This is a genomic window from Enterobacter sp. HSTU-ASh6, from assembly GCF_026319105.1.
In the GTDB taxonomy this organism is placed as follows: Bacteria; Pseudomonadota; Gammaproteobacteria; order Enterobacterales; family Enterobacteriaceae; genus Enterobacter; species Enterobacter sichuanensis.
The window spans coordinates 1-20,917 of record NZ_WSPD01000020.1 but is presented as its reverse complement, the minus strand read 5'-3'; the positions used below and the strand labels follow the sequence as shown (position 1 = coordinate 20,917).

General features: G+C 54.1%; 21 protein-coding genes. 14 read left to right on the top strand and 7 right to left on the bottom strand.

Annotated elements, in window-relative coordinates; genetic code table 11:
* Nucleotides 1-40: 40 nt before the first annotated feature.
* Nucleotides 41-673 (bottom strand): cAMP-activated global transcriptional regulator CRP, encoded by a 633-nt coding sequence (gene crp, locus GM298_RS19610; RefSeq protein WP_000242758.1) that lies wholly within the window; start codon nt 671-673, stop codon nt 41-43.
* Nucleotides 674-984: 311 nt separating this feature from the next.
* Here crp and GM298_RS19605 point away from each other — a divergent pair, with 311 nt between their 5' ends.
* On the top strand, nt 985-1,389 hold the full coding sequence (locus tag GM298_RS19605; RefSeq protein ID WP_014885509.1) for an OsmC family protein: 405 nt from the start codon (nt 985-987) through the stop codon (nt 1,387-1,389).
* A 55-nt stretch (nt 1,390-1,444) separates the two neighbouring features.
* Here GM298_RS19605 and GM298_RS19600 read toward each other — a convergent pair whose 3' ends face one another.
* The 5 genes from GM298_RS19600 to GM298_RS19580 form a co-directional block, all read right to left on the bottom strand.
* A complete protein-coding gene (locus tag GM298_RS19600) occupies nt 1,445-6,229 on the bottom strand; it encodes an autotransporter adhesin BigA (RefSeq protein ID WP_266155092.1) in 4,785 nt (1,594 codons plus the stop codon).
* Nucleotides 6,230-6,539: 310 nt separating this feature from the next.
* The gene (locus tag GM298_RS19595; protein WP_025758067.1) at nt 6,540-7,415 is read right to left on the bottom strand and encodes a phosphoribulokinase; all 876 of its coding nucleotides are present in this window, start codon (nt 7,413-7,415) and stop codon (nt 6,540-6,542) included.
* 30 nt (nt 7,416-7,445) lie between these two features.
* A complete protein-coding gene (locus GM298_RS19590) occupies nt 7,446-7,664 on the bottom strand; it encodes a YheU family protein (RefSeq protein ID WP_266155091.1) in 219 nt (72 codons plus the stop codon).
* On the bottom strand, nt 7,661-8,683 hold the full coding sequence (locus GM298_RS19585; protein ID WP_045285963.1) for a hydrolase: 1,023 nt from the start codon (nt 8,681-8,683) through the stop codon (nt 7,661-7,663). The genes GM298_RS19590 and GM298_RS19585 overlap by 4 nt, the downstream gene beginning before the upstream one ends.
* Before the next feature lie 111 nt (nt 8,684-8,794).
* Nucleotides 8,795-10,699, bottom strand: coding sequence for an ABC transporter ATP-binding protein (locus GM298_RS19580; protein WP_266155090.1), 1,905 nt, complete (start codon nt 10,697-10,699; stop codon nt 8,795-8,797).
* A 135-nt stretch (nt 10,700-10,834) separates the two neighbouring features.
* Between GM298_RS19580 and kefG the strand changes: the two genes are divergently transcribed.
* The 4 genes from kefG to slyD all read left to right on the top strand — a co-directional run bounded on the left by kefG (nt 10,835) and on the right by slyD (nt 14,093).
* The gene (kefG, locus tag GM298_RS19575; protein ID WP_021242220.1) at nt 10,835-11,389 is read left to right on the top strand and encodes a glutathione-regulated potassium-efflux system ancillary protein KefG; all 555 of its coding nucleotides are present in this window, start codon (nt 10,835-10,837) and stop codon (nt 11,387-11,389) included.
* Nucleotides 11,389-13,194: a glutathione-regulated potassium-efflux system protein KefB gene (kefB, locus tag GM298_RS19570; protein WP_025758061.1), complete on the top strand. Its 1,806-nt coding sequence runs from the start codon at nt 11,389-11,391 to the stop codon at nt 13,192-13,194. Before kefG ends, kefB begins: the two co-directional genes overlap by 1 nt.
* Nucleotides 13,195-13,207: 13 nt before the next feature.
* A complete protein-coding gene (locus tag GM298_RS19565; protein WP_126801292.1) occupies nt 13,208-13,408 on the top strand; it encodes a YheV family putative zinc ribbon protein in 201 nt (66 codons plus the stop codon).
* 94 nt (nt 13,409-13,502) lie between these two features.
* The gene (gene slyD / locus GM298_RS19560; RefSeq protein WP_008503010.1) at nt 13,503-14,093 is read left to right on the top strand and encodes a peptidylprolyl isomerase; all 591 of its coding nucleotides are present in this window, start codon (nt 13,503-13,505) and stop codon (nt 14,091-14,093) included.
* An 82-nt stretch (nt 14,094-14,175) separates the two neighbouring features.
* On the opposite strand, the gene GM298_RS19555 is transcribed toward slyD, so the two are convergent.
* Nucleotides 14,176-14,394 carry a protein SlyX gene (locus GM298_RS19555; protein WP_024907948.1) on the bottom strand — a complete coding sequence of 73 codons (219 nt, stop codon included), beginning with the start codon at nt 14,392-14,394 and terminating at the stop codon, nt 14,176-14,178.
* A gap of 239 nt (nt 14,395-14,633) precedes the next feature.
* Between GM298_RS19555 and fkpA the strand changes: the two genes are divergently transcribed.
* From fkpA to GM298_RS19510, 9 genes are all read left to right on the top strand, one after another.
* Nucleotides 14,634-15,455, top strand: coding sequence for an FKBP-type peptidyl-prolyl cis-trans isomerase (fkpA, locus tag GM298_RS19550; protein ID WP_025758059.1), 822 nt, complete (start codon nt 14,634-14,636; stop codon nt 15,453-15,455).
* A 165-nt stretch (nt 15,456-15,620) separates the two neighbouring features.
* The gene (locus GM298_RS19545) at nt 15,621-16,343 is read left to right on the top strand and encodes a helix-turn-helix transcriptional regulator (protein ID WP_003861697.1); all 723 of its coding nucleotides are present in this window, start codon (nt 15,621-15,623) and stop codon (nt 16,341-16,343) included.
* The gene (gene tusD, locus GM298_RS19540) at nt 16,343-16,729 is read left to right on the top strand and encodes a sulfurtransferase complex subunit TusD (protein WP_025758057.1); all 387 of its coding nucleotides are present in this window, start codon (nt 16,343-16,345) and stop codon (nt 16,727-16,729) included. Before GM298_RS19545 ends, tusD begins: the two co-directional genes overlap by 1 nt.
* Nucleotides 16,729-17,088, top strand: a complete 360-nt coding sequence (tusC, locus tag GM298_RS19535) for a sulfurtransferase complex subunit TusC (protein WP_266155087.1) — start codon at nt 16,729-16,731, stop codon at nt 17,086-17,088. The genes tusD and tusC overlap by 1 nt, the downstream gene beginning before the upstream one ends.
* Before the next feature lie 7 nt (nt 17,089-17,095).
* On the top strand, nt 17,096-17,383 hold the full coding sequence (tusB, locus tag GM298_RS19530) for a sulfurtransferase complex subunit TusB (RefSeq protein WP_025758055.1): 288 nt from the start codon (nt 17,096-17,098) through the stop codon (nt 17,381-17,383).
* Between the two features lie 124 nt (nt 17,384-17,507).
* Nucleotides 17,508-17,882, top strand: coding sequence for a 30S ribosomal protein S12 (rpsL, locus tag GM298_RS19525; RefSeq protein WP_000246815.1), 375 nt, complete (start codon nt 17,508-17,510; stop codon nt 17,880-17,882).
* 96 nt (nt 17,883-17,978) lie between these two features.
* Nucleotides 17,979-18,449 (top strand): 30S ribosomal protein S7, encoded by a 471-nt coding sequence (gene rpsG / locus GM298_RS19520; protein WP_004106370.1) that lies wholly within the window; start codon nt 17,979-17,981, stop codon nt 18,447-18,449.
* A gap of 96 nt (nt 18,450-18,545) precedes the next feature.
* The gene (gene fusA / locus GM298_RS19515; protein ID WP_021242224.1) at nt 18,546-20,660 is read left to right on the top strand and encodes an elongation factor G; all 2,115 of its coding nucleotides are present in this window, start codon (nt 18,546-18,548) and stop codon (nt 20,658-20,660) included.
* Between the two features lie 69 nt (nt 20,661-20,729).
* The coding region (locus tag GM298_RS19510; RefSeq protein WP_044347782.1) for a GTP-binding protein at nt 20,730-20,917 on the top strand (188 nt) is incomplete at its 3' end.

Sequence of the window (20,917 nt, the reverse complement as noted above, 5' to 3'; positions counted from 1 at the left end):
ACGGCGTGACACCTTGCGGTGACACGCCGTTTGAGCGGAATTAACGCGTTCCGTAAACCACGATGGTTTTACCGTGGGCGGAGATCAGGTTTTGATCTTCCAGCATTTTCAGGATACGACCTACGGTTTCACGGGAGCAACCGACGATCTGACCAATTTCCTGACGGGTAATTTTAATTTGCATGCCGTCCGGGTGGGTCATGGCGTCTGGCTGTTTCGCCAGGTTCAGCAGCGTCTGTGCAATACGGCCCGTCACGTCCAGGAAGGCGAGGTTGCCCACTTTCTCAGAGGTGACCTGCAGACGGCGCGCCATCTGGGAAGAAAGACGCATCAGGATGTCAGGGTTAACCTGAATCAGCTGACGGAATTTCTTGTAAGAAATTTCAGCCACTTCACATGCTGTCTTTGCACGAACCCAGGCGCTACGTTCCTGGCCCTCTTCAAACAGGCCCAGTTCACCGATGAAATCGCCCTGGTTCAGATAAGAAAGGATCATCTCTTTCCCTTCTTCATCTTTGATCAGCACTGCCACCGAGCCTTTAACGATGTAATACAACGTTTCCGCTTTTTCACCCTGGTGAATCAGCGTGCTCTTCGATGGGTACTTATGAATGTGGCAATGAGACAAGAACCATTCGAGAGTCGGGTCTGTTTGCGGTTTGCCAAGCACCATGCGCTGTTATCCTCTGTTATAAGCTGTCACCAGAGTCATCAGATGCATCCGGACTCTGGGGTTGCAATCGAATTCTTACCCATACCCTGGGAAGTCGGCTACCGTAACGTTTCGCAGCCAGTAAAGTTTGATGTCCTCTGCATACACGTGTAACGTCAATGTATTACTGTAGCATCCTGAGTGTTTTAGCATAGCTTTCGCCGCGTGTCTCCTGGTGTCTCGCTTCAGCATGATGCAGGTCGCCTTCCATTGCGAGAAATGTAACGCACGCGTAATCTGTCACCAAAAATGCAACGTTGGAGTTTAAGAATATGCAAGCGCGCGTGAAATGGGTTGAAGGTTTAACGTTCCTGGGCGAGTCCGCTTCCGGACACCAGATTTTGATGGATGGCAACTCCGGCGATAAAGCGCCAAGCCCAATGGAGATGGTGCTGATGGCGGCAGGGGGATGCAGCGCCATTGACGTGGTGTCGATTCTGCAGAAAGGCCGTCATGACGTGACGGATTGCGAAGTTAAACTGACCTCAGAACGTCGTGAAGAGGCGCCACGCCTGTTCACCCACATTAATCTGCACTTTGTTGTGACCGGCAAAGCATTGAAAGACGCGGCGGTATCACGCGCGGTGGACCTGTCGGCGGAGAAGTACTGCTCTGTGGCGTTAATGCTTGAGAAGGCGGTAAAAATCACCCATTCGTACGAAGTGATCGAGGCGTAATCGTGTGGCGGGGGGCATAGTGCCTGCCCGCCACACGCATTACCGGGCTGGAGACTTAGAAGCTAAGGTTATATTTCATCATCAACCCCTTGTCGCTGATCCCATCCTCTTTCCAGTGGAAAGCTTCCAGGTTCATCGCACTCTCTTTACCGCTGTATTTCACGCCCACTGTCGCAAGGCTGTTCATACCGCCGCCTTTCTGACCATCGTCGACGTTAAACTGCTGGCCGCCCGCGCCCTGCAGGCTTGCGCTACGCTGGCTTTTCGCGTAACTCAGGTTCGGCCCCCCTTCCAGCGCGGCCATTGTCTCCCAGCCGTTTTTGCCCGCGTAGTTCAGCTTCAGCCCGGCAATCCCGTCCACCGCTGTTTCGCTCCCGCTGTTCATCTTCAGGTTAAAATCACCGGCATTGCGCTCGCTGTAACCGTCTTCCAGTGTATGACGCAGTTTCACCCCTGCATACGGCGTGACGGTCAGCCCTTCGCTCAGCGCAAACTGCTTCGCACCACTGCTGCGCAGCTCAAGGTACTGTTGACGCAGGCTGCTGTCGGCAGATTTGCTCACGCTGCCATACGAGACCGCGCGGTTGCTGTCGAGGGTGTGCACGTCGTAGCGCAGGTCGTTATTCCAGCTCAGGCCATCATCGAAAGCCATCTCGTGCTTCAGACCAAAGAACTGGCTGTAACCGCCGGTTACGTTGTTGTCTCCCGCCAGCGAACTGTTATTACCCTCTACGCGGGCGATACCATACTCCAGCGACAGTGACTGGTTATCCGTTAATTCCAGCTTCTGGCGCAACGCCAGCATGTCGTAGCGGGTTTTTTTACCCAGCTCCGCACGCGGGTCGTCTTTCGCGACCAGGTTCATCGCAAGGCCGCTGCCCAGTACCGGCGCGGTATCGGCCAGCATGTCGAAGCGGTTGCTGAGCATTCTGGCCTGATTGAATGCACTGTTAGCCTGACTGCCGCTGATTTGCTTCAGCGCGCTGTTAAGCTCTGCCGTGGTGCTCACGTTAAGGCTGGTGTAAAGCTCATTGTTGGTGTAACCCGCATCCAGCGCTGAGGCAACATTGCTAACGGCGCTGTCGGTGGTGACATCCGCGTAGGCGTTTTTGGTCATGGTGACGTCAACATTACCGCTGGCGTCCGTGCTGCCCTGCGCGTTCCACACCACAGAGGTTGAGGTAATGTTACCGGCGTCGGACAGGTTGCTCCCCTGAACCACGTTGTCAAAGGTCACCGTTGTCGCGGCGGTGCCAGAGGTAAACCCGGTGTTGATGCCCACGCCGTTCAGACTGGCGTTGTTGACCATCAGCTTGCCGGCGCTGCCATCGGCGTTGGTGCCGACCACATAGCCAGCCAGGGAGTTTTTCACCGTACTGCTGCTGTCTGAGCCAGGCGCCACTGGCGTGGTGAAGTCCACATAGTGTGTTTCTGTACCGTTGCCGCCTTCGCCGCTTCCCTCAATGGTTTTATCGCTCTGTTTGATAAGCCCTGAGCCTGTGACGCCGTCCTCAATATAGACCGTGCCGTTGTTGACGATATGACCATCATTGCCAAGCTGGCTGAAGGCCCACGAATTATTCGCATAAATGTTGATGGTGCCGTTGTTTTCCACTACAGCCGAGCTGGTGGCATTCGACTCCAGCTGCATTCCGACCATACCGGTGTCTGTGGTGCCTTTGGTGCCGAGGTTGAGGGTACCATTGTTAACCATTTTTGCGCTGCCGGAGGCGGACATGGCGACCGTGTTATTGCCGCTGGTATTGATGACGCCGTCATTCACCACCATACCGCCTTTGGCATAAGCTGTTTTCACCTTACCGTTGAAGGTGCCAGCGTTATAGAAGGTGAATGCGCTGCTGTCGATATCCATCGTGCCATCCACTTCGCCCCAGTTGTTGAGCGTGCCTTTCCACATTTCAGTTGAGACGCTGATGACTCCACCGCTCAGGTTATTCGCCGTTGCACCGCTGGTCATGGCAAGATCATTTACCGTGCCGCTATTGTTAAATACGGCGGCAGCGCCGAAGGTGACCTTATCAATGACGCCCTGATTACTGCTGGCGGTATCAGTTACGCTTTTGAGATTCACGCTGGCGTTGATAACCCCGGTCGCGCTGTTATTCAGGCTGGCAGAGGCGCCGACCACATTAATATTCGACCCGTTCACCGTACCGTCATTACCCACGGCGCCGGCGATGACGACATCCTCGCTCAGGGTCACGGTCTGGTCTTTTTCCGATAGCAGGCTAGCATTGTATCCAGTTGAGACCGCATTATCCGTTGGATTGTAGGAGTCACTGTCCTGGCAGTTACCCTTCGTACAGATGGTGCCGTAATTCACGATGAAGCCAGTGCCGTCGTTGTAGAACGCCTGGCCATAATCGGCATTGATATTAATCACCCCGGTCTGGTCATTGATGGCCAGACCTCCGTTCATCACGCCCATACCGATGAGCTGATTATCAGCAGATTTAACGACATCCGCGTCGGCGGTCAGGTTAATGGTGCCCTGATTGGTGACGGTGCCGCCGTTCAGCGCCAGCATGCCGAAGCCTTCGTTATTGACGTTGATGGTGCCCGTGTTGATACCGGTAGCATGGCCCTTTCCACTGTCGGTGGAGCCGGCAATGACCCCCGCGCCCATGGTGAAAAGTTTGTTCCCGTCGGGGGCTACAAACGTTTTATTCGTCACCTTACCGTTTTCATCCAGCACAGGGAGGAAACCATCGATATTGATGGTGCCGGCATTGCTGGCCGTTCCCATTGATGCTGCCACGCCGTGCAGTCCTGCCCCCTGAAGGGTAATGGTGGCGTCCGCCTGGTTTTCTACCGCTCCACCATTGTTTGCCAGCAGGGCGTATGCCGTATTCTTGATCCACATTAAAGGGAAAATAGCGACTCCCCCAGAGGAAAAGGGCGTGCTGGTTGAAAGGATGTTGATCTCACCGCCAGCACGGTTGAGCGCCATGCTGCTGGCGCCATTTGCTATGAGCAGCGCTGACCGGAACGCATCAGACGATGGCGCGGCATTTATGGCGCCGCTGTTGCTGACCACTGCGCCATTTGCGGCACTCATGGTAGTAGGGAATCCTGTGGCATTGATTATCCCCTTATTATCAATCGTGCTGCCGCTGCCAGTGGCATACAGAGAGCCATAGTAATCGAACTGAGCAGGGTTAGGCTTGATGTTGATATCCAGTACGGAATCGGTATTAAGAACCAGTGTTCCCCCGCCCTCGACGTACGCCAGCGATACCGGCGTCTGGGACGCCCCTTCATTCGTAGATAGTGTAGAGTTGCCGCTCACGCTGACAGTATTATCTCCCGTGATACTGAGAGCACTCAAAATGGGGTTCGCGTAATCCAATAATGTGGCATTTATCGCCACACCGCTTTTGAGCTGTACATGATTACCCGTGCCACTCACGGCAATACCTTGCGCCATGAAAGGGCTTTGTACTGAAGAGGTCAAATTGAGCGCTAGCGTGCCGTCCAGGGTGACGTTATTGTTGTCACCGGTGACGTCCAGACCGGTTAACAATCCCGTCGCTGAGTTAGTCGTGTCCGTGTTGGTGAGCGTGATATTGCCGGTAATGGTGGTGTCAGAACGATCGCCGGTGATGCTGACGCCCGTTGCGCCCTGGTAAATGCCGTCCTTATTCTGCTCAACATGCACGTTAACCGCGCCGTCAAGCCGTACCGTCGCATCGTCACCGGTAATGCTGACCCCGGTGCCGCTGAGGGAACTGTCGATGTTGCCGACATTGCTGAACGTGGCATGGTTACCGCCTATCGCCACGCCGACGGAGCCGGTGTCGACGGCGGTAATGGTACCTTTGTTGGTCACGGATGCGTCATTGCCGGAAACAAACAGCCCTGTTGCGCCGCCGGAGGCGTAAATATTTCCGTTGATGGTGGTGTTCGTTTCATCACCGCTGATGACGACGCCGATGGCGCTCTCGCCAGCGGTAATATCACCGTTAAGACTATTTTCCGTCTTATCACCTGAAATCAGCGTGCCGATGCTGTTGGCGCCGCTGGCTGTGGTACTGTTGTCAAGGGTGTTGGTTTGACCATTACCCTCAATAATCGTTGTGTCGGCAGTGGCAAACCAGAAGCGCCCCTGGCTGTCATATTTCCAGACATAGCCGGTGCCGCTCTGTATCCCGGCCATGACAGCATTGTTGTCGCTGGTGATATATTTCTGATTAATAATAAGCGTGCGGCCATCCGGCGCGGTAAGGATGTAGTTGTTACCATCCTGCACATAGCTGAATGTAACGTTTTGCCAACTCTCGCCATTAAGGGTGACAGTATCAAACGTCACGGTTTTCGCGCCGCGGTCCAGGGTAACGCCGTTATTATAAGTTGTTACGCTGGTGTCCGGTGGGGTGACATCGCCACCGTCATCAGTACCGTCGTCATTGTTATCATCCGGTGGCGTTGGCGGTGTATGATCGCCGTCGTCATTGCCATCATCCGGGGGCGTTGGCGGCGTATGATCGCCATCGTCATTGTCATTATCTGCGGGCGTTGACGATGTATGATCGCCATCGTCATTGTCATTATCTGCGGGCGTTGACGATGTATGATCGCCATCGCCACCGCTGTTGTGAACGCCGACTGCAACGCCGGTAAGCAGGGCGGCAATCCCCCCCGCAGCCCACCCCCACTGTTCGCGTTTACATTCATCCGGTAACTTATCTTTTTGGGATTTGGTGAGGCTGCTGGTATTTTGCGGGCATGACTTGCGGGTATCACTGAGCTCTTCAGCATACACTTTACTGCTCAGTGCGAGTGCTATACAAACTGCAAGCACTTTTTTTCTATTTTCCATTAATAAATTCCTTTTTATCAAGTAACTCATTTGCAAGGAACAATTAATCCGTATCCCTGTGCAGAGAGTAATAAAATGATGTTATTCATAGATGATAATAATGTTTGAAAAGGAACTGGGCGAATTAGTTATATTTGAAAGTGGTTTAAGATTTTTTAAATAATAATATTTGTTACTTTTAAATAATCATTTCAGGTGAGGAGTGTTTGTTTTATGTATTTAAATTGGAAGGGCTATGGTGCGGGGAATGCAAGAACACCGCGCACGGTATTCTTGCGTAAGATAATTGAACGAGAAACAGGTTATCCTCTTAACAACTCTGGGATTTCTTCCCCTCCACCAGCCTTTTTACCAGCGGTAGCATAATTAATTCCATTGCCAGTCCCATTTTTCCGCCCGGCACCACTAATGTATTCATGTGAGAAATGAACGAGCCCTGCAGCATCGCCAGCAGCCACGGATAATCAATGCCTTCGAGATTGCGGAAATGGATCACCACAAAGCTCTCATCCAGCGACGGGATACTTTTGGCGGCAAACGGGTTGGAGGTGTCCACCGTCGGCACGCGCTGGAAGTTGATATGGGTGCGGGAAAACTGCGGCGTCAGGTAGTTGATGTAATCTTCCATGGAGCGCACCACCGAATCCATCACTGCCTCGCGCGAGTGGCCGCGCTCGCTCATGTCACGCGTCAGCTTCTGGATCCACTCCAGGTTAACAATAGGCACCACGCCGACCAGCAGATCCACGTGGCGCGCCACGTCATGCTGCGGCGTGACCACGCCGCCGTGTAAACCTTCGTAGAACAGGACGTCGGTAGGTTCCGGCAGTGGCTGCCAGGGAGTAAAGGTGCCCGGCACCTGATTCCAGGGAACGGCTTCATCATAGGTATGCAGATACTTGCGGGACTGCCCTTTGCCGCTCTGTCCGTACTCAATAAAGGTTTGCTCCAGCAGGCCGAAGTCATTGGCCTCCGGGCCGAAGTAACTGATGTGTTTACCCAGATCGCGCGCCTTACGGATGGCCATATCCATCTCCGGACGCGTGTAGCGGTGAAAGCTGTCACCTTCGACCTCCGCCGCACGGAGATTCAGCTGGGCGAAAATCTTGCGAAAGGCGAGGCTGGTGGTGGTGGTTCCCGCACCACTCGACCCCGTAACGGCAATAATCGGATGTCTGGCAGACATAACAACTCCCTGACTGAAAAGGGTGGAAGATCAGCCGTGAAACGCGTTGCGGGGCATGATATTGACCGTCTCATGCAGTTCTGACCACACCAGCACCACGTCGCCGCTTTTCAGCTGGCGCTTTATATCGTTGACCTTTTGCTCAAGCGAGCGTTCATGTTCACCATAATCGGTGCCTTCGCGCAATACAAAGCTTTCAATCAGATTATCGAGCGTTTCGGGAGCCAGATCCTGCCAGGGAATAATCATTTTGCACCGTCCAGATAAGGGGTTAGCCAGTCAGGGATACGCGTCTCAAGCCACATTTTCGGGCGGCGCAGCGTGCCACCGATAAACCCGACGTGGCCGCCATGCTCGGTCAACTGATAGTGAACGTTGTCGGGCAGAAACTCCTGCGCGGGGATCGAGTGGTGATCCATAAAGGGGTCATCTTTGGCATGAATGATCAGCGTCGGTTGCGTGATCTTGCTGAGCAGCGGCATGGCGCTGCACTGACGATAGTAATCAATCGCATCGGCGAAGCCGTGAATTTTGGCGGTGATCAGATCGTCGAACTCGCGAATTCGGCGCACCTTTTTCAGCTGGCGCAGGCTGACCGGCAGCGTATCCGGGTAAGCCTTCAGCTTACGCGCCGCGTTGGCTTTCAGCAGGTTGAGCAGATAGCGCTGATAGACGCGGGAAAAGCCTTTATCCATATGGTAGCTGCACTGCTCCAGCATAAACGGGGCGGAGACAATGACGGCCGCATTCAGCGGTACGCTTTCGCCCTCTTTGGCCAGCAGACAGGCCAGCATATTGCCGCCCAGCGAGTAGCCCACGGCGGCGGTTGGCACGTTGCCAAAATTATCCCGCAGCCAGTGCAAAAACCACGTACCGTCTTCGGTTTCACCCGAGTGATAAATGCGTTTCTGACGATTGGGTTCGCCGCTACAGCCGCGAAAATGCATCACCACGCCGAGCCAGCCGCGCGCTTTTGCCGCCTCAATTAACCCATGCGCATAAGGGCTGTGCAGACTGCCTTCCAGACCGTGAAAGACCACCAGGCGCGGCTTATGGCGGGCCTGCTCAGGTGCTTCGCTCCAGGCGAGATCCAGAAAGTCACCGTCCGGCAGGTCAAGCCGTTGCCAGTGCGGGGTGAACTGAACCTTGCGGCGGATCAGTCGCGGCAGCATGGTCTGCAAATGGCGATTGGCCACGCCGCGCATAGGCACGAACTCAGTGCTGTCTTCGGCCGCAATGTCGAAGTCTGATGGAATGATTTGGGTCATAAGCGCGATGCTGATTCTTGTCGGAAATTTACGATACTTTCCGAATTGTACCCCGTTTAGCCAGGATTTCCGAACCAGGGACGGATCCTGTTCGCAAAACGGGGGAAATACTCAGTCGGCCTGCAGCATCGCTTCCAGCTGTTCCTGGGCGTCGAGCCAGGCCATCTCACACTCTTCGAGGTTCGATTTGGTCTTCGCCTGGGTTTGCAGGCAGTCCGTTAGCTCCGCTTTACGGCTCTGGTCATACAGACCGCTGTCGCCAAGCTTCTCTTCAACGGTAGCAAGCGTGGCGTTGAGCTTTTCCATCTCTTTTTCGAGACGGGCAATCTCTTTACGCAGCGGCTGCGTCTGGGTGCGCAGCTCCGCTTCACGGCGTTTCTGGTCTTTACGCGCCTGAGCGCTATTGGCGTTCTCTTTCGTTGGCTCTTCCGGCTGGTTTTCCTGCTTCTGCACGTCCGTCAGCCACTGCTGGTAGTCTTCCAGATCGCCGTCGAACGGCTCGACTTTGCCGTCGTGCACTAAGTAGAGATCGTCCGTGGTGGAGCGGATCAGGTGACGGTCGTGCGAAACCACAACCAGTGCGCCTTCGAACTCAATCAGCGCTTCGGTCAGCGCCTGACGCATGTCGAGATCGAGGTGGTTGGTCGGTTCATCGAGCAGCAGCAGGTTCGGGCGCTGCCAGACGATCAGCGCCAGCACCAGACGGGCTTTTTCGCCGCCGGAGAAACGTTCGGTGTTTTCGGTGACCTTATCGCCCTGGAAGCCGAAGCCGCCGAGATAATCGCGCAGCTTCTGCTCCATCTCCTGCGGCGCCAGACGCGCCAGGTGCTGGATCGGGGATTCATCCGCGCGTAAAAATTCCAGCTGATGCTGGGCGAAGTAGCCAAGCTTGATGCCCTTCGCCAGCCCGATTTCGCCGCTGACCGGGTTAAGCTCGCCCGCCAGCAGTTTGATCAGCGTGGATTTACCGGCACCGTTGCGTCCCAGCAGACCAATACGTGAACCCGGCACCAGGTTGAGCTTGATGGAGTCGAGAATTGTACGATCGCCGTATCCGGCGCTCACTTTTTCCATCTTCAGCAGCGGGTTTGGCAGGCTTTCCGGCGCGCGGAAGCTGAAGTGGAACGGGTTGTCCACGTGCGCCGGGGCAATCATCTCCATGCGTTCCAGCATCTTGATGCGGCTCTGGGCCTGCTTCGCTTTAGACGCTTTGGCCTTGAAGCGATCCACAAAGCTCTGCAGGTGCGCGACACGCTGCTGCTGGCTTTCGTACATGGACTGCTGCTGGGCAAGACGCGTCGCGCGCTGGCGCTCGAAGGAGCTGTAGTTACCGGTGTACTCGAACATCGTTTGCTGTTCGATGTGAATGATTTTATCCACCACCGGGTCGAGGAAGTCGCGGTCGTGGGAGATCAGAATCAGAGTGCCCTGATAGCTCTTAAGCCACTTCTCCAGCCAAATAACCGCATCGAGATCGAGGTGGTTGGTCGGTTCATCGAGCAGCAGCAGATCAGAGCGACAGATCAGCGCCTGCGCCAGGTTGAGGCGCATACGCCAGCCGCCGGAGAAGTCGCTGACCGGGCGTTCCAGCTGTTCATTGCTGAAGCCCAGGCCGTGCAACAGGCTGGAGGCGCGGGAGCGAATGGTCCACGCGTCAATGGCGTCCAGCTTGCCGTGAACGGTGGCGATGGCGTGGCCGTCGTTGCGCTCGTTAGCGGCGTTGAGTTCCGCCTCGAGTTTACGGTATTCACGGTCCCCGTCGATAACATAGTCGAGTGCCGGTTCGCTGAGGGCGGGCGTCTCCTGATTCACCCAGGCGAGCTGCCAGTTCCCCGGGAAGGTAAAGTTACCGCCATCCGCGCTAATCTCGTTTTTCAGCAGCGCCAGCAGCGTGGATTTACCACAGCCGTTTTTGCCGACCAGACCCACTTTTTGGCCCGGGTTGATGGTAGCAGTGGCGTTATCCAGCAGGACGCGCACACCGCGACGAATTTGTAACGAGGAGAAAACAATCATAGAAGCGCCGTATGTTCCGACTATGTTAATTTGTCATTATGATAATGTAAGGTGTGGGCCATTTTCCGCACCGGGCCGCCATGGTAGCCCAAAACAACGACGATACACAAAAACAGAAACAAGACCGGGAGGGGAATGATGTCTCAGACAGCAAAAGTGCTGCTGCTGTATGCCCATCCGGAATCTCAGGACTCGGTGGCGAACCGGGTTCTGCTTAAGCCGGCTACTCAGCTCAGCAACGTGACGGTGCACGATCTCTACGCGCACTATCCTGATTTCTTTATTGATATTCCTTATGAGCAGGAACTGCTGCGTCAGCATGACGTGATTGTGTTCCAGCATCCGCTTTATACCTACAGCTGTCCGGCGCTGCTCAAAGAGTGGCTGGACCGCGTGCTGAGCCGGGGCTTTTCCAGCGGGGTGGGGGGCAACCAACTGGCGGGAAAGTACTGGCGTAGTGTGATCACCACCGGTGAGCCAGAAAGCGCTTACCGCCACGACGGGCTGAACCGCTATCCGATGAGCGACATCCTGCGGCCTTTCGAGCTGACGGCGGCAATGTGCCGTATGCACTGGATGAGCCCGATTATTGTCTACTGGGCGCGGCGTCAGGATCCCAAAGAGCTGGCGAGCCACGCCCGAGCCTATGGTGAATGGCTGGCGTCACCGATTCCGGCAGGAGGTCGTTAATGGAAGGATCGAATTTGCTCCTCGCCGGGGTGCTGTTTTTATTTGCGGCCGTTGTCGCGGTGCCGTTTGCTGCACGGATTGGAATCGGGGCGGTGCTGGGGTATCTGCTGGCGGGGATCGCGATTGGTCCCTGGGGGCTGGGATTCATCAGTGATGTGGATGAAATACTCCACTTCTCCGAGCTGGGCGTGGTGTTCCTGATGTTCATCATCGGCCTGGAGCTGAATCCTTCTAAATTATGGCAGCTCCGACGCTCTATCTTTGGCGTGGGTGCCGCGCAGGTGTTGTTCAGCGCCGCGATTCTGGGCGGCCTGTTAATGCTGACGGACTTTTCCTGGCAGGCGGCGGTGATAGGCGGAATAGGCCTTGCGATGTCGTCGACGGCGATGGCCCTGCAGCTGATGCGCGACAAAGGGATGAACCGCAACGAAGCCGGTCAACTGGGCTTTTCGGTGCTGCTGTTCCAGGATTTAGCGGTGATCCCGGCGCTGGCGCTGGTGCCGCTGCTGGCTGGTTCCGGCGACGATCATTTTGACTGGGCGAAAATTGCCATGAAGGTGCTGGCCTTTGCGGGCATGCTGATTGGCGGACGTTTCCTGTTACGTCCCGTGTTCCGTTTTATTGCCGCCTCGGGCGTGCGCGAAGTCTTTACCGCCGCGACGCTGCTGCTGGTGCTGGGATCGGCGTTGTTTATGGACGCGCTGGGGCTGTCGATGGCGCTCGGCACCTTTATCGCCGGGGTGCTGCTGGCAGAGAGCGAATATCGCCACGAGCTGGAGATTGCTATCGATCCCTTTAAAGGGTTGCTGTTAGGGCTGTTCTTTATTTCGGTGGGGATGGCGCTCAATCTCGGTGTGCTCTATACCCATCTGCTGTGGGTTGTGGTCAGCGTTGCCATTCTGGTGGCGGTAAAAACACTGGTGCTGTACGTCATGGCACGCATTTACGGCTTGCGCAGTTCGGAGCGTATGCAGTTTGCCAGCGTGTTAAGCCAGGGGGGCGAGTTCGCGTTTGTGCTCTTCTCCACCGCCTCCTCCCAGAAGCTTTTTAAAGACGATCAGATGGCGCTTTTGCTGGTGACGGTTACGCTGTCGATGATGACCACGCCGCTGCTGATGAAGCTGGTGGATAAACTTCTGTCGCGTCGCTTAAACCCGTCTGACGATGAAGATGAAGCTCCGTGGGTGGAAGACGACAAGCCGCAGGTGATTGTGGTGGGCTTTGGCCGCTTCGGACAGGTTATCGGACGTTTGTTGATGGCGAACAAGATGCGCATTACCGTGCTGGAGCGCGATATCAGCGCGGTCAACCTGATGCGCAAATATGGCTATAAGGTTTATTACGGCGACGCGACCCAGCTCGAGCTGTTGCGCTCTGCTGGCGCAGAGGCCGCCGAGTCCATTGTGATTACCTGCAACGATCCAGAAGACACGATGAAGCTGGTGGAGCTCTGTCAGCAGCATTTTCCGCATCTGCACATTCTGGCGCGTGCGCGTGGACGTGTTGAAGCTCACGAACTGTTGCAGGCGGGTGTGAAACACTTCTCTCGTGAAACGTTTTCCAGTGCGCTGGAGTTGGGTCGCAAAGCGTTAATCTCGCTGGGGATGCATCCTCACCAGGCGCAACGCGCCCAGATGCATTTCCGCCGGCTGGATATGCGAATGTTACGCGAGCTGATGCCGGTGCATACCGATACGGCGCAGATCTCTCGCGTGCGGGAAGCGCGTCGCGAACTGGAGGAGATCTTCCAGCGCGAGATGCAACAGGAACGACGCCAGCTTGATGGCTGGGATGAATTTGAATAAAGGGTAACGAAAGATGGTTGTACGTAAACGCTTTATTGCGGGTGCAAAATGTCCCTCCTGCCAGGCGCAAGATACCCTGGCAATGTGGCGGGAGAATAATATTGATGTTGTTGAGTGTGTTAAGTGCGGTCACCAGATGCGAGAAGCTGATAAAGAGGCCCGCGATCATGTGCGCAAAGAAGAGCAAGTTATCGGGATTTTTCATCCGGACTAGCGATATGCCCTGAGTTTTTTTAAGCTAAAGGGTACACGGGTGCAGATTTCCGCTACAATCTGCGCCAGCAATTTTCCCACGCTCAGGAGATATCATGAAAGTAGCAAAAGACCTGGTGGTCAGCCTGGCCTATCAGGTACGTACAGAAGACGGTGTGTTGGTTGATGAGTCTCCGGTGAGTGCGCCGCTTGACTACCTGCATGGTCACGGTTCCCTGATTTCTGGCCTGGAAAACGCGCTGGAAGGTCATGAAGTTGGCGACAAATTTGACGTTGCTGTAGGCGCGAACGACGCTTACGGTCAGTATGACGACAACCTGGTTCAGCGCGTGCCTAAAGACGTGTTCATGGGCGTTGACGAGCTGCAGGTTGGCATGCGTTTCCTGGCTGAAACCGACCAGGGTCCGGTTCCTGTTGAAATCACCGAAGTGGAAGACGACCACGTTGTGGTTGACGGCAACCACATGCTGGCTGGCCAGAACCTGAAGTTCAACGTTGAAGTTGTCGCTATCCGTGAAGCAACCGAAGAAGAGCTGGCTCATGGCCACGTTCACGGTGCGCACGGTCACGACCATGACCACGATCACGGCCACGACGGCTGCTGCGGTGGCCACGGCCATGACCATGGTCACGACCACGGTCACGGTAAAGGTGGTTGCGGTAACGGCGGCTGCGGCTGCCACTAAGGCCTGTCGTTTGACAGGCTGGCCCGGTAAGCTTCGCGACACCGGGCACAAAAAAGCGGGAGAATCCCGCTTTTTTTATGCCTCAATAATGAGGAGGTGGCGTCTCTTCCGACTGAGAGGCAATGTTCGACGGCTGGGTGGCCTTCAGCTTTTCCGTCAGCAGGCGCATATGATCCCGCAGTTTCGCCATTTCGAGCTCATGTGCGGTCACGGTCTGGTTCAGTTCTTCGATGGTGATGTCCTGAAAAGCCAGGCGGCTTTCCAGCTCAGCCATTCTCGCTTCTAATGCTGTATCCTTCATCATTCACCTCGTTTATTTCAGATTCGCCATAATGGCCCCGCGGCGGCGCAGTTTAACTGAGTTTATCCTTAAGTACAGTCTGCATCCCCCTGGCAAGAAACTTATTTAAACAAAAATAGTCTGAAAAGTGGCGAGAATTGGAAGTGTCTGTCTGTAGATTTCTTCCGCAACGTTTTATAGTACGTCACTCATTTTACGTTTAATGCTGGGGTGAGAGTCCCCAGGCCCTGGAGATATGGATGAAATCACTGTTTAAAGTAACGCTGCTGGCAACGACAATGGCTGTTGCGCTGAACGCGCCGCTGTCATTCGCGGCTGACACTGCTGCGAAGCCTGCTGCCACGGCAGACAGCAAAGCGGCGTTCAAAAATGACGACCAGAAATCCGCCTACGCACTGGGCGCATCTCTGGGCCGTTACATGGAAAACTCTCTGAAAGAACAAGAGAAACTGGGCATCAAACTGGATAAAGCCCAGCTGATCGCCGGCGTTCAGGACGCCTTTGCTGATAAGAGCAAGCTCTCTGACCAGGAAATCGAACAGACTCTGCAGGCGTTTGAAGCGCGTGTGAAAGGTGCCGCTCAGACTAAGATGGAAGCGGACGCGAAAGACAACGAAGCGAAAGGCAAAGCCTACCGCGATACCTTTGCTAAAGAGAAAGGTGTGAAAACCTCGTCTACTGGCCTGGTGTACAAAGTTGAGAAAGAAGGCACCGGCGATGCGCCTAAAGACAGCGACACTGTTGTCGTGAACTACAAAGGTACGCTGATCGACGGTAAAGAGTTCGATAACTCTTACACCCGTGGTGAGCCACTCTCTTTCCGTCTGGATGGTGTGATCCCAGGCTGGACTGAAGGCCTGAAAAACATCAAGAAAGGCGGCAAAATCAAGCTGGTTATCCCACCAGATCTGGCCTATGGCAAAACCGGCGTTCCGGGTATCCCTGCCAACTCTACGCTGGTCTTTGACGTAGAGCTGCTGGACATCAAACCGGCACCGAAAGCGGATGCGAAGGCAGACGCGCCGGCTGAAGAAAAAGCAGCGACAGACGCTAAGAAGTAATGTGACAAAAACCGCCGCCTTTCAGGCGGCGGTTTTTTTATTGTGGGGCAGATATAATTAACACTGGAAAGCGCTATACACGCTGTATTAATTTAGTTGTCCGTGTAGATAATGAGCCTGCCCTGAAAACCGAATGACAGGCTCCTGAAAAGGAGTGTTTTTTTCATGTCCAGGTCGCTTTTAACCAACGAAACCAGTGAACTTGATTTGCTGGATCAACGTCCTTTTGACCAGACCGACTTCGATATTCTGAAATCCTATGAAGCGGTGGTGGACGGGTTAGCGATGCTCATTGGCTCCCACTGCGAAATCGTATTGCACTCCCTGCAAGATCTGAAGTGTTCCGCTATCCGCATTGCGAATGGTGAGCATACTGGCCGTAAAATTGGTTCGCCAATCACCGACCTTGCATTGCGTATGTTGCATGACATGACCGGCGCGGACAGCAGCGTCTCCAAATGCTATTTCACCCGCGCCAAAAGTGGCGTGCTGATGAAATCAGAAACTATCGCGATTCGAAACCGCGAGCATCGTGTGATTGGGCTGCTGTGCATCAACATGAACCTTGATGTGCCATTCTCGCAAATCATGAGCACCTTTATTCCACCTGAAACGCCGGATGTTGGCTCATCGGTTAACTTTGCCTCCTCCGTCGAAGATCTGGTCACGCAGACGCTTGAGTTTACGATTGAAGAGGTGAATGCCGATCGCAACGTCTCGAACAACGCCAAGAATCGCCAGATCGTGCTTAATCTCTACGAGAAAGGGATTTTTGATATCAAAGACGCCATCAACCAGGTGGCCGATCGTCTGAACATCTCCAAGCACACGGTCTACCTCTACATCCGCCAGTTCAAAAGCGGTGATTTCCTGGGACAAGACAAGTAATGCGTTTTGCGTTAATGGTGACAGGCCCGGCGTACGGTACACAGCAGGCCAGCAGCGCGCTGCAGTTTGCGCATGCGCTTCTGGCGGCCGGGCATGAGCTGGCGAGCGTCTTCTTCTATCGGGAAGGGGTGTATAACGCGAACCAGTTTACGTCGCCGGCAAGCGACGAGTTTGATCTGGTGCGTGCGTGGCAGGCTTTAAACGAAAAGCAGGGCGTTGCGCTGCATATCTGCGTCGCGGCGGCGCTGCGTCGCGGTGTCGCTGATGCAACTGAAGCCGGGCGTCTTGGTTTAGCAGGCGCTAACCTGCAGCCCGGTTTTTCGTTGAGTGGTCTCGGGGCACTGGCCCAGGCGGCGTTAACCTGCGACAGAGTGGTGCAGTTCTGATGAAGCGTGTCGCGTTTGTTTTTACCTCGGCACCGCACGGCAATGCATCCGGCAGAGAAGGGCTGGATGCGCTGCTCGCGACTTCCGCGTTGACTGAAGATATCGGCGTCTTCTTTTTGGGGGACGGGGTGTTTCAGCTTCTGGCGGGTCAGCAGCCACAGGCCATTCTGGCGCGGGATTATATCGCCACCTTCAAAGTGTTACCGCTGTACGACATTGAAACGTTGTATGTCTGCGCCGATTCGCTGGCCGCGCGCGGATTGAATGACAAGACGCCCCTGGTGCTGGATGCGACGCGCTTGACGTCCGCTGCCCTGCGCGAGCAACTCTCGCATTACGACACTGTTCTGACTTTCTGAGGCTGCCATGCTCCATACCCTGAGCCGCTCACCGTGGCAATGTGATATCGACACGCTCGTGAGCATGCTGCGCGAAGGCGATGATCTGCTGCTGATTCAGGATGGCGTGCTTGCTGCGCTGGACGGCAGCCGTTTCGTTGAAATCCTCACAAATGCCCCCATAACGGTCTCTGCGCTGAAGGAGGATCTGGATGCGCGGGGTCTTTCTGGTCAAATTTCAGCCAAAATTGACGTGGTTGGCTATACTGATTTCGTCAATCTTACTGTGACGCACGCCAGTCAAATGAACTGGTGATTTGAGATCGCTGTATATTTCTTGACACCTTTTCGACGTAGCCCTAAAATTTCGCGTCCTCATATTGTATGAGGTCGTTTTATTACGTGTTTACGAAGCAAAAGCTAAAACCAGGAGCTATTTAATGGCAACAGTTAACCAGCTGGTACGCAAACCACGTGCACGCAAAGTTGCAAAGAGCAACGTGCCTGCGCTGGAAGCCTGCCCGCAGAAACGTGGTGTATGTACTCGTGTATATACCACCACTCCTAAAAAACCAAACTCCGCACTGCGTAAAGTATGCCGTGTGCGTTTGACTAACGGTTTCGAAGTGACTTCCTACATCGGTGGTGAAGGTCACAACCTGCAGGAGCACTCCGTGATCCTGATCCGTGGCGGTCGTGTTAAAGACCTTCCGGGTGTTCGTTACCACACCGTTCGTGGTGCGCTGGACTGCTCAGGTGTTAAAGACCGTAAGCAGGCTCGCTCCAAGTACGGCGTGAAGCGTCCTAAGGCTTAATGGTTCTCCGTTAAGTAAGGCCAAACTGATTTATCTTAATGTCAAACTAAACTCGTAGAGTTTTGGACAATCCTGAATTAACAACGGAGTATTCCCATGCCACGTCGTCGCGTCATTGGTCAGCGTAAAATTCTTCCAGATCCGAAATTCGGATCAGAACTGCTGGCAAAATTTGTAAATATCCTGATGGTAGATGGTAAAAAATCTACTGCAGAAGCAATCGTATACAGCGCGCTGGAGACCCTGGCTCAGCGCTCTGGTAAAAATGAACTGGAAGCTTTCGAAGTCGCTCTCGACAACGTGCGCCCGACTGTAGAAGTTAAGTCTCGCCGCGTTGGTGGTTCTACTTATCAGGTTCCAGTTGAAGTTCGTCCGGTTCGTCGTAATGCTCTGGCAATGCGTTGGATCGTTGAAGCTGCTCGTAAACGCGGTGATAAATCCATGGCTCTGCGTCTGGCGAACGAACTTTCTGATGCTGCAGACAACAAAGGTACTGCAGTTAAGAAACGTGAAGACGTTCACCGTATGGCAGAAGCCAACAAGGCGTTCGCACACTACCGTTGGTAATCCCTTCGGAGTATTAGTCACCAGGCGGGCGCTTCAGAGAAGCCGCCCGCTCTGGGTAACTTAACTGAACGTCTAAAGATATAAACGAGGAATCAAATGGCTCGTACAACACCCATCGCACGCTACCGTAACATCGGTATCAGTGCGCACATCGACGCCGGTAAAACCACTACTACCGAACGTATTCTGTTCTACACCGGTGTAAACCACAAAATCGGTGAAGTTCATGACGGCGCAGCCACCATGGACTGGATGGAACAGGAGCAGGAGCGTGGTATCACTATCACCTCCGCAGCGACTACTGCATTCTGGTCAGGTATGGCTAAGCAGTATGAACCGCATCGCGTAAACATCATCGACACCCCAGGGCACGTTGACTTCACCATCGAAGTAGAACGTTCCATGCGTGTTCTTGACGGCGCGGTAATGGTTTATTGCGCAGTTGGTGGTGTTCAGCCACAGTCTGAAACCGTATGGCGTCAGGCGAACAAATATAAAGTTCCACGCATCGCGTTCGTTAACAAAATGGACCGTATGGGTGCTAACTTCCTGAAAGTTGTTGGCCAGATCAAAACCCGTCTGGGCGCGAACCCTGTTCCGCTGCAGCTGGCAATTGGTGCTGAAGAAGGCTTCACCGGCGTTATCGACCTGGTGAAAATGAAAGCCATCAACTGGAACGATGCAGACCAGGGCGTTACCTTCGAATACGAAGATATCCCAGCTGCAATGCAGGACCTGGCTGACGAATGGCACCAGAACCTGATCGAATCCGCTGCTGAAGCTTCTGAAGAGCTGATGGAGAAATACCTGGGTGGTGAAGAACTGACTGAAGAAGAGATCAAAAAAGCTCTGCGTCAGCGCGTTCTGAACAACGAAATCATCCTGGTAACCTGTGGTTCTGCGTTCAAGAACAAAGGTGTTCAGGCGATGCTGGATGCGGTAGTTGACTACCTGCCATCCCCGGTTGACGTTCCTGCGATCAACGGCATCCTGGACGACGGTAAAGATACTCCGGCTGAGCGTCACGCAAGCGACGAAGAGCCATTCTCTGCACTGGCGTTCAAAATTGCTACCGACCCATTCGTGGGTAACCTGACCTTCTTCCGCGTATACTCTGGTGTGGTTAACTCCGGTGACACCATCCTGAACTCCGTGAAAGCGGCGCGTGAACGTTTTGGCCGTATCGTACAGATGCACGCTAACAAACGTGAAGAGATCAAAGAAGTTCGTGCGGGCGACATCGCTGCCGCTATCGGTCTGAAAGACGTGACCACTGGTGACACCCTGTGTGACCCGGATCACCCAATCATTCTGGAGCGTATGGAGTTCCCAGAGCCGGTAATCTCCATCGCAGTTGAACCAAAAACCAAAGCTGACCAGGAAAAAATGGGTCTGGCTCTGGGCCGTCTGGCGAAAGAAGACCCATCATTCCGCGTATGGACTGATGAAGAATCTAACCAGACCATCATCGCTGGTATGGGTGAACTGCACCTGGACATCATCGTTGACCGTATGAAGCGTGAATTCAACGTTGAAGCGAACGTGGGTAAACCTCAGGTTGCTTACCGCGAAGCGATTCGCGCGAAAGTTACCGATATCGAAGGTAAACACGCTAAGCAGTCTGGTGGTCGCGGTCAGTACGGTCACGTTGTGATCGACATGTACCCACTGGAGCCGGGCTCTAACCCGAAAGGTTACGAGTTCATCAACGACATCAAAGGTGGTGTAATTCCTGGCGAATACATCCCAGCCGTTGATAAAGGCATCCAGGAACAGCTGAAAGCGGGCCCTCTGGCTGGCTATCCGGTTGTTGACATGGGTATCCGTCTGCACTTCGGTTCTTACCACGACGTTGACTCCTCTGAACTGGCGTTTAAACTGGCTGCGTCTATTGCCTTTAAAGAAGGCTTTAAGAAAGCAAAACCAGTTCTGCTTGAGCCAATCATGAAGGTTGAAGTAGAAACTCCTGAAGAGAACACCGGTGACGTTATCGGTGACTTGAGCCGTCGTCGCGGTATGCTGCGTGGTCAGGAATCCGAAGTGACTGGCGTTAAGATCCACGCTGAAGTTCCGCTGTCTGAAATGTTCGGATATGCAACTCAGCTGCGTTCTCTGACCAAAGGTCGTGCATCATACACCATGGAATTCCTGAAGTATGATGATGCGCCTAACAACGTTGCTCAGGCCGTTATTGAAGCCCGTGGTAAGTAATCCACAGGATTAAAACCTAAGTCCCGTGCTCTCTCCCAAGGGGAGAGCACTATAGTAAGGAATATAGCCGTGTCTAAAGAAAAATTTGAACGTACAAAACCGCACGTCAACGTTGGTACTATCGGCCACGTTGACCATGGTAAAACTACCCTGACTGCTGCAATCACTACCGTTCTGGCTAAAACCTACGGTGGTTCTGCTCGTGCATTCGACCAGATCGATAACGCACCAGAAGAAAAAGCTCGTGGTATCACCAT